The organism is Proteiniclasticum sp. C24MP, assembly GCF_043951855.1.
Classification (GTDB): Bacteria; Bacillota; Clostridia; order Clostridiales; family Clostridiaceae; genus Proteiniclasticum.
The window spans coordinates 102,107-117,940 of sequence record NZ_JBINJW010000005.1; the positions used below are offsets into that span (position 1 = coordinate 102,107).

Below are 15,834 nucleotides of genomic sequence, written 5' to 3' on the forward strand. Positions count from 1 at the left end.
CTTTAAATTAACAAACAGGAAAAAGGGGAGCAATTTGATGAAAAAGAAATGGATCATAGTAGCGGTATCAATGTGTATGATGCTTTTCGCCATGGGATGTACAAGTACACCAGAGTGGAAAGATGGAACATACGAAGGTGTAGCAGAAGGGCTTCAGGATGGAATCAAGGTCGCTGTGACGGTTTCCGGTGGAAAGATCTCCGATGTGGAGATCGTGGAGCACAATGAATCACCAGGGGTTTCTGATCCTGCACTGGAGAAGATTCCTGCAGCAATCATTGAAGAACAGAGTTATGAGGTGGATGCGATTTCCGGTGTAACCTATACATCCGACGGAATCATGAAAGCGGTCGAAGAAGCACTGAATCAGGCGAAATAAGAAGGAAAAGGGGACATCATCATGAAATTCAATAGAAAAAGATTATCTGCAGCAGTGGCTGCACTGACTTTATCCCTGGCGGTTTTCACAGGCTGCGGCGCGAAGGCGGAAACGAAGGACTACGACGTTGTGGTGGTTGGAGCGGGAGCGGCAGGTCTTGCAGCAGCCATCGAGGCAGCTGAAACAGGTGCTTCTGTAGCGCTTCTTGAGAAAGTTCCGGTTTCAGGAGGAAGTACGATACTTTCCGGAGGCATTGTCTATGGAACAGGCTCAAAGCTTCATGAAGCTGCGGGCGTAGAAGATTCTGTAGAAGATCTTGTTACCTACTGGAGTGAACGCGCAGACGGAAAGAACGATACGGAATTTCTGAGATTCGTGGCAGAACGTTCAGGAGAGACCATCAACTGGCTGGTGGACATGGGAGTGGAATTCGGTGAGCCTGCACCCACTGGAATCAGTCCTGTGGCAAGAGCGGTGACATCACCACATCATGGTGGAGGAATCATCCGCCCCATGGAAGAGTATGCAGAATCCAAAAATGTGGACATCCTTCTTGAAACGACAGTAAAAGAGCTGATCAAAGGAGAAGATGGAACAGTCAAGGGCGTGAAGGCAGTGAATGCCGAAGGCGAAGAAATCATCTACAACGCCAAATCCACGATTCTTGCAACGGGTGGATTCGATCGAAGCACTGAACTTGTCAAGGAATATGCACCTCAGGCAGAGGGGCATTTAAGTTTCGCCGGTATGGGAAACAGTGGCGAAGGACTTGTGATGGCGAAAGATGCTGGAGCTTCTGTTCTGTCTAACGGCGGCGTCATCGGATTCAGAGCAGTGGCTGGTGAAGTCGCCTACACCACTGACGTATGTTCTCTGATGTGGATGCCATACCTCTATGTGAATCTGAATGGAGAAAGATTCGTCAATGAGACCATCGACTATCCGATCTTCTACGAGGAACTGATCAAACAGCCAGAACAGGTAAGCTACCTGATCTTTGACGGAAGCACCTACATGGAAGCTCTGGATAAGGCAGTGGAAAAGGGGTCCGCTTTCAAAGCGGATTCACTTGAAGCACTTGCAGAAGCGGCTGGAATCGACGCTGTGAAGTTTGAAAAGACAGTGGCAAAATACAATGAAATGATTCAGGCAGGAGAGGATACACAGTTCGGTAAAGTGCTTACTGGGCATACGCCTATAGAAAAGGAAAGCTTCTATGCAGTAAAGGTTGTTCCAGCGATTCTCGGAACCATGACAGGAATCGCAACGAACCTTGATGCGGAAGTGCTGGATGCTTCCGGCAATGCGATAAAAGGTCTTTATGCTGCCGGAGAAGCAGCCAATGGAAACTTCTACAATATGGTGTATCCTGCAAGTGGTACGTCCATCCAGATGAGCCTGACCTTTGGCAGAGTCGCCGGGACCAATGCAGCGGAGCATGCCAAGTAGAAAAGGAATAAGGTTGTTTTACGGCTCATCAGAAGAAGGGATGCCAGGATAATGGATCTTCCCTGTTCCGATTATGAATAAAGGCCCATTCTCTGATGCGCTGATTCAATAAACAAAAAAAGAACTCGAAGTCCCATGCCTTATTGTGTGGGATTCGAGTTCTTTTTCATAAGCTTCGTTATACAGCTCTTACTCACCGATTCTTGCCAGGTCCAGTTCTACCAGGTCCAGTTTTTTCATCTTAAGAAACGCTTCCGTGATTCTTCTGATCTCCTCCTCCGTGCCTTCAAAGAGAATTCTGTTCATGTCCTCCGGAACAATCTGCCAGCTGATGCCATACTGATCCTTGATCCATCCGCACTGCTCGGCCTCCGGGACATGGGAGAGCTTTTCCCAGTAGTAATCGATCTCCTTCTGGTCCCTGCAGCTGATCATCAGAGAGAAAGCTTCATTGAAGGTGAAATCGCCACCTTCTCCATGGTCCATGACCACAAGCTGTAAGCCTTCTAGGGTGAGTTCGCCATAGTTGATTCGAGCTTTTTCATGATGCGGCTCTTCGGGGGTATAATAGGAAACTTCTCCTTTTTCCGCATGGGGAAATACCGAAAGACTGGTCTTTATGAAGTCTTCCGCTTTCCCTGAAGCATCACCGGAAAACAGAAGCACAGGCCTGATTCGAGGAACGGATTCATAGTCTTCTGTCAGCATCAGCTGCCAGGACAGTCCATAGCGGTCTTCAATCCATGCATACCAGGGGCTGAAAGGATACGCATCCAGAGGCATCAGTTCCTGGCCTCCTTCTTTCAGGGCAGCATAAAGTCTGCTGACTTCTTCCTTGTCCCTGCATGCGACCATAAGGGATATGGATGGATTGAGCCTGAAAAAGGGACCGCCACTGAGTGAATTGAAGTTGATTCCAGCCAGGTCGAAATCCACAGTCATGGCATCTCCGGAAGGTGTATCTGGAAGGATCACAGTTCCGTTGAGTTTTGAATGGTCGAACAGTGATAGATAGAGCTCCGCGGCTTCAAGGGCTTCTTTATTAAACCATAGATGCGGTACGATTTTCTGCATGGGATTGACCTCCTGTCTCTATTTTATGCCTGCATTATAGCAGATTATTTTTCGATAATCAAAATTTAACAAAGTCATGATCGAGGAGAAGGAAAGGAACATTTGGAAGGGCTTCCAGTGTCTGATACAATGGAAAAGAGAAGCGACAATGAAAAAAATTAAAAGATTAATAACATTTGGAGATGATGCGTAATGAAAGAAATTCTGAGAATGACCCCCGGTCCCACTTATGTTACAGAAAGGGTAAGAAAAGCCATGGCCATGCCGATTCTGAATCCGGACATGGAGGAGACGTTCTTTGAAAAATACAGAAGCACCCAGAAACTTCTTCAGAAAATCTACAAGACGGAAGAAGAAGTGCTGATCTTAAACGGAGAAGGAATCCTGGGTCTGGAAGCCGCCTGTGCATCACTGATTGAGCCTGGTGACAAGGTCCTCTGCATCGACAATGGAATATTCGGTCATGGATTCATCGATTTCGTGAAGCTCTATGGCGGGGATGTCACGGTCTTTGAAAGTCCCTATGATGAGGCGGTGGATGTGAAGAAGCTGGAGGATTTTCTTCGGGAGCATCATGACTTTAAGCTGGCCACACTGGTTCACTGCGAAACACCTGCAGGCATCACGAATCCCATGGACAGAATCTGTCCGCTCCTGAAATCCCACGGGATTCTTTCTATAGTGGACAGTGTATCTGCCATGGTGGGAGAACCCATGGAGATGGACAAGTGGAAGATGGATGTGGTTCTCGGTGCATCCCAGAAATGCATCTCAGCTCCTCCGGGGCTGACTCTGGTGGGCATCAGCAAAGATGCAAGAGGAGCCATGAAGGCGAGAACAGTGCCAGTGGCGGGATTCTATCTCAATCTCATGATCTTTGACGGATGGTATGAAAACAGATGGTTTCCCTATTCTCAGCCGGTGAGTGATATCTACGCTCTGGAAGAAGCCTTGAAGGTGATTCTGGAAGAGGAAGAAATAGAGAAGCGTCACAGCGTTCTGGCCGAAGCCACAAGGAAAGCTGTGACTGGAGCAGGTCTTGCGCTTTATGCCAAGAGCGGCTTTGCATCTACGGTGAGCACCATTTTACTGCCTGAAGGCATTTCATTCAGTATGCTGAAAGACGAGATGCTTGAAGCGCACGGGATTCTCATAGGAGGAGCCTTTGACTATCTGGGAAACCAGGTGTTTCGCATCGGACACATGGGAGAAAATGCAAGAGAAGAAAAATTATACAGAACACTGAAAGCACTCCATCTTTCCTTCACTGCCCTAGGAGTGGAGATGAAAAAGCCCATGCATGAGCTGTTCGTGACGGAAATGGGGGAAAGAGCGTAAGATGAATGGAGGAACCATGGAGCGAAGCACAAGAGAAGACTGCAGGTTCATCGACGACGGGATTGTGGCATACAATAAGGAAAAGGTTCCTTTCACACAGGAGCCGGCATTCATCCCGGTGAATCGGGTCGTGAGAAATGAAGAGGGTGAAATCCTCGCAGGGATAAACAGCGTGATCTACTGCTGGAGAGTGATGGCCATCGATGTGCTCTGGGTGAAAGAAGAGTTTAGAAAGATGGGATACGGAGAGCGGCTCCTCCAGGAGATGGAAAATGTGGCGAAAGAAGAAGGCTGCAGCATGATTCATCTGGATACCTTCGACTTTCAGGCGAAAGACTTCTATAGTAAGAACGGCTTTGAGGTTTTCGGCGTTCTTGAGAACTGCCCGCCAGGTCACACAAGATACTACATGAAAAAAGATATGGGATAGAAGAGTTATGGAAGCAGGAGATGGGAAAAGTGGCCTGCAAGTAAGATCGAAATATGAAAACGGGGGTGCACATTGAGAAAAAAACCGCATATTCTGACCCTGCTGGGCATCGGAATCTATGTGATCTATTCCCTGGTCAACCGCTTTGTCTATGAAATTCCTGACAGAGCAGCACTGCCGCTGGTAGTGGTCTCCATGGCTATGATTGTGGTCGGAGCCTTGATCAGTCAGAGAAAACAGAAATCATGAAATGGATGGATGAAAGAGAGCGTGCGGATGCATTCTCTTTTTTTTGAGGAAAAAAGATTGTTAAAAAATATTTATCAAAAACCCCTTTACAGGCATACCCCCCTATGGTATTATCTAAACATACCTGGAGGGGGTATAAAGCTTCCTCCTGTTTTTTAAGCGTATGAGCAACCGATAGATAAAAAAAGAGGGGTAATAAGATGTTTTGGAATAAGACAAAATCCGTAACAACAGACGAACTTCAGGCGATACTGAAAGAGAGACCAGCCATCCTTGATGTAAGAGAACCTTATGAATTCAAGAATGGACATATTCCCGGTGCGAAGAACCTTCCACTGGCAAAGGTGGACACTTATACAGGAAAAGGTCCTGTCTATGTGATCTGTCAGTCTGGAGCCAGAAGTTCCAGTGCAACGAAAAGGCTGACCAAAATGGGCGTGGATGCAATCAACGTCAAGGGCGGTATGAACATGTGGAAAGGAGCAAGAAAATAATGAAGATCGTAATTGTAGGTGGCGTTGCCGGTGGTATGTCAGCAGCAACCAGATTAAGAAGACTGAACGAAGATGCTGAAATCATCATTCTGGAAAAGGGGCCTTATGTGTCCTTTGCCAACTGTGGACTGCCCTATTTCGTATCCGGGGAGATCACAAAGAGATCCAAGCTTCTGGTCCAGACACCAGAAAGCCTGCGCGGCAGATTCGAACTGGATGTAAGAGTCAATACGGAAGCGCTTTCCATAAATCCTGACAAGAAGGAGATCCTTGTAAAGGGAGAAGAAGGCGAATATGCCATCGAGTATGACAAGCTGATTCTTTCCCCAGGAGCAAGACCCTTTGTACCGAACACACCTGGACTTCCAGAAGCGAAGAATGTGTTCACCATGAGAAATGTACCGGACGTGGATGCTGTGACAGGTTTCATGAAGGATCAGGAACCTAAGAAGGCAGTAGTCATCGGGGCCGGATTCATCGGGCTGGAAATGGCGGAAGCCCTTCACAACAGAGGCCTTGATGTGAGCGTTGTGGAAATGGCGCCCCAGGTCCTTCCACCATTCGACTTTGAAATGTCCGCCTTTGTGAAAGACGAGCTGGAGAAGAACGGCATCAAGGTCTACACAGGCGTTGCAGCCAGCGGTTTCCATAATGAAGGAAAAATCGTGGAGCTTCAGAACGGTGTAAGACTGGAAAGCGATCTTACCGTCATGTCTGTTGGCGTGCTTCCTGAAAATGCACTGGCCATGACAGCCGGCATTGAGCTGGGTATGCGTGGTGGAATCCTTGTGGATGAAAACTACGAAACCAGCGTGAAGGATGTCTACGCGGTAGGCGATGCCATCATCGTGAAGAACCAGATTCTCAAAGCGGACAGCATGATTCCACTGGCCAATCCTGCCAACAGACAGGGTAGACAGGTGGCGGATGTCATCAGCGGATACAAGAGGAAGAATAAGGGTGCCATCGGTACAGCCATCGTGAGAGTATTCGAGATGTCTGCAGCTTCCGTGGGACTGAATGAAAGACAGCTTAAGGCTGCAGATATGAAGTACAAGGCTGTGCACGTTACAGCCAACGACCATGCGGGATACTTCCCAGGCGCATCTTCCATCTATATGAAGATGCTGTTCAATCCGGAAGATGGAACCATCTACGGAGCACAGGGCGTAGGACAGAAGGGTGTCGACAAGAGAATCGATATTCTGGCTACAGCCATCAAGGGAAATCTTAAAGTGGATGACCTCATGGAACTGGAATTCACCTATGCACCACCTTTCGGTTCTGCAAAGGATCCAGTGAACATGCTGGGCTATGCGGCAACCAATATCATGGAAGGGTTCTCGAACAACATTCAGTGGTATGAGCTGGAGGATATGAGAAAAGAAGGGGCATTCCTTCTGGATGTAAGAGACACAAGAGAAGTGGAAAGAGACGGATCCATAGAAGGATTCATGAATATTCCGATCAACGATTTAAGAGGCAGAATCAATGAGCTGCCAAAGGACAAGACTGTTGTTGTGAGCTGTGCAAGCGGACAGAGAAGCTACATGGCGGAAAGAATGCTGAAGCAGAAAGGATTCCATGCAGTGAATCTGGATGGCGCATTCAATATCTATAGTATAGTAAAGAAAGAGGAGATTAAGTAATATGTTTAATTCAGTAATGATGGCGGAGTTCGAGCAGCTTTTAAGAAAGGGCGACCTGAACATTATAGATGTAAGAGAAATCGACGAGTTTGAATCAGGACACATCAAGGGAGCACAGCATATCGCTCTGGGAACCATTCCTGCAAATCTTGACAAACTTGAGAAGAACAAGGAATATCATGTGCTATGCCTGTCAGGAGCAAGATCCGCCATGGCATCCAAGTACCTTGCACAGCAGGGATATAAAATCGTCAATGTAATGGGAGGCATGTCCGCGTACAGAGGAGATGTAGAGTTTGGAAGATAAGAAAAGCTATATCAACCGATTGAGCAGGCTGGAAGGCCAGATCAGAGGCATCAGCAAGATGATCGATGAAGATCGGGAATGCACGGATGTGGTGACGCAGCTTTCCGCAGTGAAAGCGGGTATTGATAAAGTCATCACACTGATGGTCACGGAAAATCTTCTCCATTGCGTTGCAGAAGAAAAGGCGGAAGACCAGAAAGACCGTGTGGAAGCGGCACTGAAACTGATTTTCAAAAGCAGATAAACTACAGTTCCAATGAGTACACCCAGGGGTTCATACCCTTGGGTGTATTTTTCATGAACTTTTCTCTGAGCTTTGCTATAATGGAATCAGTAAATGGAAGAAAAACTTAAAAGTATCAAGTAGGATAGTAAAGGAGACAGAACTTTGGCTGACAAAAAGAAGCTCATGAACAGACTAAGCAGAACAGAAGGGCAGATCCGAGGCATCACGAAGATGATCGAAGAGGACAGAGACTGCAGGGAAATCGTCATACAGCTGGCGGCAGTGCGTGCTGGGGTAGACAAGGTGATCAATCTCATTGTCACGGAGAATCTCATGAGCTGTGTGCTCAGTGATACGGATGAAATCGACAAGAAGCAGCTGGAAGAAGCGCTGGAGCTGATCTTCAAGCTGAAATAACACAGAGTAAGGGGGGCTTTCCATGAACAAGGTCTGGAATATTGAAGATGTCAGAAAGCTCCTCGGAGAAACCGGAGAGAAGATGGGCTTTGACTGTGCCTTTGTGCCTGTGGAAATCAGCAGCAGGATGGAGAAAACCATGGGCTCCTTTCTCTTCAGAGAAAAGGAGGGGAACATCATTCCCCATGCGTTCCGCTTTGCGCAGGTCCTTCTTTCAGGATATTATCATGAAAGCGTGGTGAGAAATGTCATCCTCCATGAGTATGCGCACTTCTATGCCAATGTGAAGGACAACAGAAATCATAAACATGATGCCTATTTCAAAAAGGTCTGTGAAGATCTGGGGATTCCCACCCATACGTATTTCAAGGAGCTTCTCCCAAGGACAAAGAAAAACGGATATATCCTCGTTTGCTCCAAATGCGGAAGCAGGGTTGCGGCAAGAAGGAAGGTGGATTCCGTGAACATGATTCTGAGATCTAAGGTTTCAGGATGCTGTCATGCGAAGATTCGGGCGAAAAAAGCGGTCTTCTGAAAACAGTATAGGAACTCATTATCTGGTCAGCTATGATATAATATAGCTGTTAACCAAAGAAAAAATAGAAAGGCTGGTGCAATTTATGTTAAAAGTAGACCTATCGAAACTTGAGGGTTTTATGAGACCTCATGAAATCGAGTATCTGGATCCGCTGGTGAAAACTGCCCATAAGATGCTTCATGACAAGACAGGAGCAGGAAATGACTTCCTTGGCTGGGTGGACCTGCCAAGAGATTACGACAAAGAGGAATTCGACCGTGTGAAGAAGGCGGCGGAGAAGATCAGAAAGGATTCTGATGTGCTCATCGTCATCGGCATCGGGGGTTCCTATCTGGGTGCCAAGGCGGCCATCGAGATGATGAGTCACCATTTCTACAACTCCCTGCCTAAGGACAAGAGAAATTCCCCTGAAATCTATTTTCTGGGACAGAACATATCCGGAGACTATCTCAATGATGTACTGGATATCATTGAAGGAAAAGACGTTTCCGTCAATGTCATTTCAAAATCAGGAACCACCACAGAACCTGCGGTAGCCTTCAGAGTCATGAAGGACTATCTGGAGAAGAAATACGGAAAAGAAGAAGCGGCAAAGAGAATTTTCGCCACCACCGACAAGCAGAGAGGTGCTTTGAAGAGCCTGGCCACGGAAGAAGGATACGAAACCTTCGTGGTGCCGGATGACGTGGGTGGAAGATTCACCGTGCTGACACCAGTGGGACTGCTTCCGATAGCGGCTGCAGGCATCGACATCGATCTCATGATGCAGGGTGCTGCCAAGGCCAGAGAAGACTACAAGGGCGATTCCGTGAAGGACAATGAATGCTACGCTTATGCGGCTGCAAGAACAGCGCTCTACAACAGAGGAAAAGACATCGAGATTCTGGTGAACTACGAACCACAGCTGACCTTCTTCTCAGAATGGTGGAAGCAGCTCTTCGGCGAAAGTCATGGCAAGGACGGCAAGGGACTCTTCCCGGCCTCCGTCAACTTCTCCACGGACCTTCATTCCATGGGACAGTTCATTCAGGATGGAACCCGTAATATTTTCGAGACCGTGATCAACGTGGAAAACATGAATTCCAGCTTCACCATAGAAGCCAATGAGGATAATCTGGACGGGCTGAACTTCCTGGCAGGAAAGACCATGGACGAAGTCAACAAGAATGCATTCAAGGGTACGCTTCTGGCGCATCTGGATGGAGGCGTTCCGAACATCGTCCTGAGTCTTCGTGACAAGAAAGAGGAAAGCTTCGGCTACATCGTCTACTTCTTCGAACTGGCCAATGCCGTCAGCGGATATCTGCTGGGCATCAATCCATTCGACCAGCCTGGTGTGGAAGACTACAAGAAGAACATGTTCGCTCTTCTCGGAAAGCCCGGCTATGAAGAGCTGAAAGAGGCTCTGGAAAAGAGACTGTAGCTTTCGCAAGGAAAAACCGGCAGCGGATTCACGAAGAACGAAGCGGCAGAAGATATAGACCAGTAAAAAACAGAAATGAAATCAGTGAAGTGCATGGAAGACCCGGAATGTTTTTCCGGGTCTTCCCCACATCATTTTCGGAAAAGGAGAAAGTAGTATGGCGAAAGAAAGAGTGGATAAGGTCCTTTCCAATATGGGATTCGGAAGCAGAAGAGAAATCAAGGAGAAGATCAAGAAGAAGGTCGTCACCGTGGAGGGGGAAGTGATCACGGACCCGGGATTCAAAGTGGACCCGGAAGAGGATAAGATCATCATCGAAGGAGAAGAGGTGTTCTACAGAAAATACATCTATCTCATGATGAACAAGCCCCAGGGGGTGGTGTCCGCCACCTTCGACAATCACGATGAGACGGTGATCGATCTTCTGCCCTTTGACTACAAGGCCTTTGATCCTGCCCCTGTGGGCAGGCTGGACAAGGATACCGTAGGGCTTCTTCTCATCACCAACGACGGGGAAATGAATCATAAACTGCTCTCGCCCAAGAGTCATGTGGACAAGGTCTACTATGCCTATCTTGAGAAAGAGGCGAGCGAGGAGGATGTGAAGGCCTTTGAAAAGGGGGTGGTCCTCTCGGACGGATACAAGTGCATGCCGGCAGGTCTTGAGATCTTCGAGGAAGATGCCAAGGAAGTGCATGTGACTTTAAGAGAAGGGAAGTTTCATCAGGTGAAGCGGATGTTTCATGCCAGAGGAAACGAAGTGACCTACCTTCAGAGAGTCTCCTTCGGGCCGCTGAAGCTGGATGAGGACCTGGAAGAAGGAGACTTCCGGGAACTCACGGAAGAGGAGCTTTCCGCCCTCACAAATGTAAATAATTAATGGTTTACATCTCGCTTTATCAAAATGTAAAGGTTTCAAAATGTCAGGTTCTGAAACTTCCTGAAAACCGTTGAAAATGAAGAGAAAGATGGATTATAATCATTCATGTAAGGACAGAATAAAAAGATGTATAGCCCCTTTTTATTGTCGTATAACCACCCCCCAATAGGTTATACAAATGCCTTTTAAACTTTCTCTGAATCCCCCCAATTTTCAGAGAAAATGATTTTTAAAGCCTGAACGCAAGTCGTTCAGGTTTTTTTGTACTCTGGCATAAAACATCTGTTCGAATTTATCCTATATTCAAGGGGTTCTTCTGTGTTATAATTTAGGTTGAGAAAGAAGGAGATGAGATTTTGGATTTAAAAGAACTGTTGAATGAAGAGCAATATATCGCGACCACAACCACCGAGGGGCCGCTTCTCATATTAGCCGGTGCAGGTTCGGGAAAGACCCGTGTGCTGACCCATAGAATCGCCTATATGATCAAAGAAAAGAGGGTCAGTCCATACGAGATTCTTGCCATCACCTTCACCAACAAAGCCGCCGGTGAGATGAAGGAAAGAGTGAAGACCCTTGTAGGGGACACGGCAGAGTATATGTGGATCTCCACCTTTCACTCCAGCTGTGCGAAAATCTTAAGACGAGAAATTGAAGCCATCGGATACAAGAAGGATTTCACCATCTATGACAGCTATGACCAGAAGTCCCTCATGAAGCAGGTGACCAAGGAGCTGAGTATCGATGAGAAGGATCTGACGGATAAGGAGATCATCAGCCACATTTCCACGGCGAAGAATCTTCTGGAGACACCGCTGGATTTCAAGAAGAAGAACGAGTATCATTTCAGATTGAACAAGGTGGCGGATGCCTACATCCTCTATCAGAAGAAGCTGAAGCAGAATAATGCGCTGGATTTTGACGACATCATCATGAAGACCGTGGAGGTGTTCGAGAAGTTTCCGGACGTGCTGAAAAGATATCAGGACAAGTTCCGATACGTGCTGGTGGATGAGTATCAGGATACGAACCATGCCCAGTACAGACTGGTGCAGCTCCTGACGAAAGACCATAAGAACATCTGCGTGGTGGGCGATGATGACCAGAGCATCTACCAGTTCAGAGGAGCCGATATCCGGAACATTCTGGACTTCGAGATGGATTATCCGCTGGCTAAAGTGGTGAAGCTGGAAAAGAACTACCGAAGCGTAGGGAACATTCTGGCAGCAGCCAATGCGGTGATCAGAAACAATACGGAAAGAAAAGAGAAGACCCTGAAGAAGACCAAGGATGAAGGAGGCAAGATCAAAGTCTACCGTGCCACAGATGATTTTGATGAGGCGAACTTTGTGGTCCGTGAAATGGAAAGGCTCTACAGAGACGGACGAAACTACAGGGAAATGGCTGTTCTATACAGAACCAACGCCCAGTCCAGAAAGTTTGAAGAAGCCCTCATGAGAGAAGGGGTTCCCTACAAGCTCATCGGCGGACTGAAGTTCTATGACCGTAAGGAAATCAAGGACATTCTTGCTTATCTCAAAATCATCAACAACCCCTTTGATGAGGTGAGCCTTCGAAGAATCATCAATGTGCCGAAGCGTAAGATCGGAAACACCACCGTGGAGAAGCTGCAGGATAACGCCAACGCCCAGGAGGAAAGTCTTTTCGATACCATTCTGGAAGTGGAGGAATACGGCATTCTTTCCGCAGGAGCCCTGTCTGCAGTACGCGGTTTCCGGGACATGGTGCTGGCATTCAATGAAAAGCAGCTGGATCTGAAGCTTTCGGAGCTGGTGGACCATATTCTGAAGGAGACAGGTTACCTCAAGGAGCTTCGGGAATCCAAAAGCCCCGAGGACATCTCCCGTGTGGAGAACCTGGAGGAATTCGTCAATGTGGTGCTGGAGTATGAGATGAAGACAGAAGAGCCAAGCCTTGCGGATTTCCTCGAGACGGTGGTTCTTGTGGCGGATATCGACAACTATGATGAAGATGCGGACAGCGTGACGCTCATGACGCTTCACAGCGCCAAGGGGCTGGAATTTCCTGTGGTCTTCATGGTGGGCATGGAAAACGGGCTGTTTCCGGGTTCCTCCTCCTTTAACGACCCCAAGGAAATGGAAGAGTCCAGAAGGCTTGCCTATGTGGGCATCACAAGAGCCATGGAAGAGCTCTACCTGACCTATGCGGAAAGCCGCATGGTCTATGGCAGAATCGTGTCCTATCCGGCATCGGATTTCATACTGGACATTCCATCGGCACTGAAGGAGTATCTCAATGACGAGAAGAAAGCCTACAGAAAGAATGTGAATCCCCATACCATCAAGTATACGGACAAGAATCTGAAATACACGGATTACAATGTGGAAAAAGCCCTGGAGGATGCCGCAAGGATTCTGGATGTGCCTGGACATAAAGCCATGGGTCCGGAGGATCTGAAACCCGGTGCCAAGGTGAAGCATCCGAAGTTCGGTGTGGGCACCATCATCAGCACCATGGATGCCAAGGGAGACGTGAAGGTGACCATCGCCTTCGACAATATGGGCATCAAGCATCTTATGCTGAGTCTGGCTCCTCTGGAACTGGCCTAGTATGGCGTAAGGGAAAATCGGATTGAATATTTTGTAAGGAGACGGCTGTTTGTCAGCCAGAGGATTCGTATGGAAGAAAAAAGAAGAGAAATAGAAGAGCTGGTCAAGGAGCTGAACACCTATGCCAGAGAATACTACACCTTTGACAGTCCCAGCATTTCGGACAAGGAATATGATGCACGCTATGACAGGCTGACTGCGCTGGAAAAGGAAACAGGATATGTGCTTTCCTATTCTCCCACCCAGAGAGTGGGCGATGAGGCTCTGGCCTCCTTTGTGAAGCACAGGCATAAAGCCAGGCTCTGGAGCCTTGACAAGGCACAGGCCCTGACGGAGCTCAGTGCCTGGCACAAGAGAAACATGGAGTTTGTGGAAAGCTACAATCAGACCCATGAAGAGAAGCTGCCGGCGCTCAAATACATCGTCACGAGAAAATTCGACGGTCTCACGGTGAATGCCACTTATGATGAAAACGGAATCCTTGTGACTGCGGCCACCCGAGGAAACGGAGCCGTGGGCGAAGAAGTGACGGCCCAGGTGAAGACCATCGGGTCTGTTCCACTGCGTATCGATTCAGAAGATCTCCTTGAAATCCATGGAGAAGCCATGATGACCAAGGAAGCCTTCAGAAAATACAATGAAAAAGCGGATACCCCACTGAAGAACACCAGAAACGGTGCCGCAGGAGCGCTTCGTAATCTGAATCTGGCGGAGACCAGAAGAAGAAACCTCACGGTGTACTTCTATGATATAGGATACAAGGAAGGGGAGCCTTTCAGAACCTACAGGGAGATGATCGCCTTCATCAGAGAGAAGGGCTTTCTCACGGACGGCTATTTCAAAGAGGCGGATGATTTCACCACCCTGGAAAAGCTCATCAAGGAGATCCAGGAGGAGAGGGAAAGTCTGGATTTCGATATCGACGGTGTCGTCATCGCCATCGATGACATGAAGACCAGAGACCTTCTGGGCTACACCATCAAGTTCCCCAGATGGGCCATCGCCTATAAGTTTGAAGCAGAAGAAGCGGTGACGAAGCTTCTGGATGTGGAGTGGAACGTGGGCAGAACCGGCAGAGTGAATCCCACGGCGATTCTTGACCCCGTGGAGCTGTCCGGCGTCACGGTGAAGCGTGCCACCCTGAACAACATGGATGACATAGAGAGAAAAGGTGTATCCATCGGTTCCATGGTGCTGGTTCGAAGATCAGGTGATGTGATTCCCGAAATCATGGGGGTAGTGGATGAAGAGATGGAGGAAAGCGTGACAGAAATTCTGCCACCAGAGCACTGTCCATCCTGTGGTACACCGCTCATCGTGGACGGAGCGCACCTGATCTGCGAGAACACCCTTTCCTGCAAGCCGCAGCTCATCAAGAGCATCGTGCATTTCTCAGGAAGAGATGCCATGAACATCGAAGGACTCAGTGAGAAGACCGTGGAGCAGATGTTTGAAAAGCTCGACATCCGTGAAGTCTCCAGCCTCTATACCCTTACCAAGGAAGAACTCATGACCTTGGAGAAGGTCAAGGACAAGAAGGCGGAGAATCTTCTTGCCGCCATCGAGAATTCCAGAGAAAGAGAACTCCATGCTTTTCTGTATGCTTTGGGGATTCCTAATGTGGGCATCTCCACTGCAAGGGATCTGGAGACCACCTTCAAGACCCTGGAAAATGTCATGAAGGCCACGAAAGAAGAGCTGGTGGCGGTGAATGATGTGGGCGAGATTGTGGCGGACAATATTCTGACCTTCTTCTCCTCGGAGGAGATCCGGGAGGAAATCGGGAAGCTGCTGGAGCAGGTGAAAATCATCCACGAAGAAACGGAAGTCATTGAAAGTCCTTTCACAGGAAAGACGGTGGTCCTGACGGGATCGCTTGAAAAGTTCACCAGAAAGGATGCGGAAGAGAAGCTTCTGTCTCTTGGCGCCAAGGTGACTTCCTCTGTTTCAAAGAAGACGGATTATGTGGTCTACGGCAAGGAAGCAGGCTCCAAGCTCGCAAAAGCGCAGACGCTGGGCATCAAAACCCTTACGGAAGAGGAGTTTCTGGATATGACAGGTGAGAAGAATGGATGAGAAGTATAGGAAAAGGGTGACCATGGAAAATATGCTGGGCAGCCTGGGATGGCTGATGCTGGCAGTGACGGTTCTCGTCATCGGATTCACCGTGCTGAGCCTGAACGGCGTTCTGCAGATGGAGCTTTTCCGGAATTATCTCCCCATCGGACTTTCCCTTTTTGTGGGACTGATGATCTGGGGACTGAGATTCTACTACAATGCCAGAAAGTATCCCAGCTATATGAAGTACAGCATATTCTCCTTTGTTTTCGCGCTGATTCAGTTAATTTTTCTCTTGTCTAATGTATATTAGAAAGAGTTATGCTAAAATA

General features: G+C 48.0%; 17 protein-coding genes. 16 read left to right on the forward strand and 1 reads right to left on the reverse strand.

The window, feature by feature from the left end; genetic code table 11:
* The first annotated feature begins 37 nt into the window (after positions 1–37).
* Both ACHAL6_RS06105 and ACHAL6_RS06110 read left to right on the forward strand, forming a co-directional pair.
* Entirely contained in the window at positions 38–379 is a 342-nt protein-coding gene (locus ACHAL6_RS06105; protein WP_395269362.1) for an FMN-binding protein, read from the forward strand.
* Positions 380–400: 21 nt separating this feature from the next.
* The gene (locus ACHAL6_RS06110; protein ID WP_395269363.1) at positions 401–1,828 is read left to right on the forward strand and encodes an FAD-dependent oxidoreductase; all 1,428 of its coding nucleotides are present in this window, start codon (positions 401–403) and stop codon (positions 1,826–1,828) included.
* A gap of 189 nt (positions 1,829–2,017) precedes the next feature.
* Here ACHAL6_RS06110 and ACHAL6_RS06115 read toward each other — a convergent pair whose 3' ends face one another.
* Positions 2,018–2,902 (reverse strand): VOC family protein, encoded by an 885-nt coding sequence (locus ACHAL6_RS06115; RefSeq protein ID WP_395269364.1) that lies wholly within the window; start codon positions 2,900–2,902, stop codon positions 2,018–2,020.
* Positions 2,903–3,094: 192 nt separating this feature from the next.
* On the opposite strand from ACHAL6_RS06115, the gene ACHAL6_RS06120 reads away from it, so the two are divergent.
* The 14 genes from ACHAL6_RS06120 to ACHAL6_RS06185 all read left to right on the forward strand — a co-directional run bounded on the left by ACHAL6_RS06120 (position 3,095) and on the right by ACHAL6_RS06185 (position 15,815).
* A complete protein-coding gene (locus tag ACHAL6_RS06120; RefSeq protein ID WP_395269365.1) occupies positions 3,095–4,240 on the forward strand; it encodes a pyridoxal-phosphate-dependent aminotransferase family protein in 1,146 nt (381 codons plus the stop codon).
* A 1-nt stretch (position 4,241) separates the two neighbouring features.
* A complete protein-coding gene (locus ACHAL6_RS06125; RefSeq protein WP_395269366.1) occupies positions 4,242–4,670 on the forward strand; it encodes a GNAT family N-acetyltransferase in 429 nt (142 codons plus the stop codon).
* A 72-nt stretch (positions 4,671–4,742) separates the two neighbouring features.
* Positions 4,743–4,919, forward strand: a complete 177-nt coding sequence (locus ACHAL6_RS06130; RefSeq protein ID WP_395269367.1) for a hypothetical protein — start codon at positions 4,743–4,745, stop codon at positions 4,917–4,919.
* A gap of 200 nt (positions 4,920–5,119) precedes the next feature.
* On the forward strand, positions 5,120–5,413 hold the full coding sequence (locus ACHAL6_RS06135; protein WP_395269368.1) for a rhodanese-like domain-containing protein: 294 nt from the start codon (positions 5,120–5,122) through the stop codon (positions 5,411–5,413).
* Positions 5,413–7,062 (forward strand): FAD-dependent oxidoreductase, encoded by a 1,650-nt coding sequence (locus ACHAL6_RS06140; RefSeq protein WP_395269369.1) that lies wholly within the window; start codon positions 5,413–5,415, stop codon positions 7,060–7,062. Before ACHAL6_RS06135 ends, ACHAL6_RS06140 begins: the two co-directional genes overlap by 1 nt.
* 1 nt (position 7,063) lies before the next feature.
* Entirely contained in the window at positions 7,064–7,369 is a 306-nt protein-coding gene (locus ACHAL6_RS06145; RefSeq protein ID WP_395269370.1) for a rhodanese-like domain-containing protein, read from the forward strand.
* Complete coding sequence (locus ACHAL6_RS06150) at positions 7,359–7,613, forward strand: metal-sensing transcriptional repressor (RefSeq protein WP_395269371.1); 255 nt, start codon at positions 7,359–7,361, stop codon at positions 7,611–7,613. The genes ACHAL6_RS06145 and ACHAL6_RS06150 overlap by 11 nt, the downstream gene beginning before the upstream one ends.
* A 144-nt stretch (positions 7,614–7,757) precedes the next feature.
* The gene (locus tag ACHAL6_RS06155; RefSeq protein WP_395269372.1) at positions 7,758–8,012 is read left to right on the forward strand and encodes a metal-sensitive transcriptional regulator; all 255 of its coding nucleotides are present in this window, start codon (positions 7,758–7,760) and stop codon (positions 8,010–8,012) included.
* 22 nt (positions 8,013–8,034) lie between these two features.
* The gene (locus tag ACHAL6_RS06160) at positions 8,035–8,547 is read left to right on the forward strand and encodes a SprT-like domain-containing protein (protein ID WP_395269373.1); all 513 of its coding nucleotides are present in this window, start codon (positions 8,035–8,037) and stop codon (positions 8,545–8,547) included.
* A gap of 85 nt (positions 8,548–8,632) precedes the next feature.
* Entirely contained in the window at positions 8,633–9,973 is a 1,341-nt protein-coding gene (locus tag ACHAL6_RS06165; RefSeq protein WP_395269374.1) for a glucose-6-phosphate isomerase, read from the forward strand.
* 157 nt (positions 9,974–10,130) lie between these two features.
* The gene (locus ACHAL6_RS06170) at positions 10,131–10,853 is read left to right on the forward strand and encodes a 16S rRNA pseudouridine(516) synthase (protein ID WP_395269375.1); all 723 of its coding nucleotides are present in this window, start codon (positions 10,131–10,133) and stop codon (positions 10,851–10,853) included.
* A gap of 356 nt (positions 10,854–11,209) precedes the next feature.
* Positions 11,210–13,444 carry a DNA helicase PcrA gene (gene pcrA / locus ACHAL6_RS06175; RefSeq protein ID WP_395269376.1) on the forward strand — a complete coding sequence of 745 codons (2,235 nt, stop codon included), beginning with the start codon at positions 11,210–11,212 and terminating at the stop codon, positions 13,442–13,444.
* A 69-nt stretch (positions 13,445–13,513) separates the two neighbouring features.
* Entirely contained in the window at positions 13,514–15,520 is a 2,007-nt protein-coding gene (gene ligA, locus ACHAL6_RS06180; protein ID WP_395269377.1) for an NAD-dependent DNA ligase LigA, read from the forward strand.
* On the forward strand, positions 15,513–15,815 hold the full coding sequence (locus tag ACHAL6_RS06185; protein WP_395269378.1) for a hypothetical protein: 303 nt from the start codon (positions 15,513–15,515) through the stop codon (positions 15,813–15,815). The genes ligA and ACHAL6_RS06185 overlap by 8 nt, the downstream gene beginning before the upstream one ends.
* Positions 15,816–15,834: the final 19 nt, after the last annotated feature.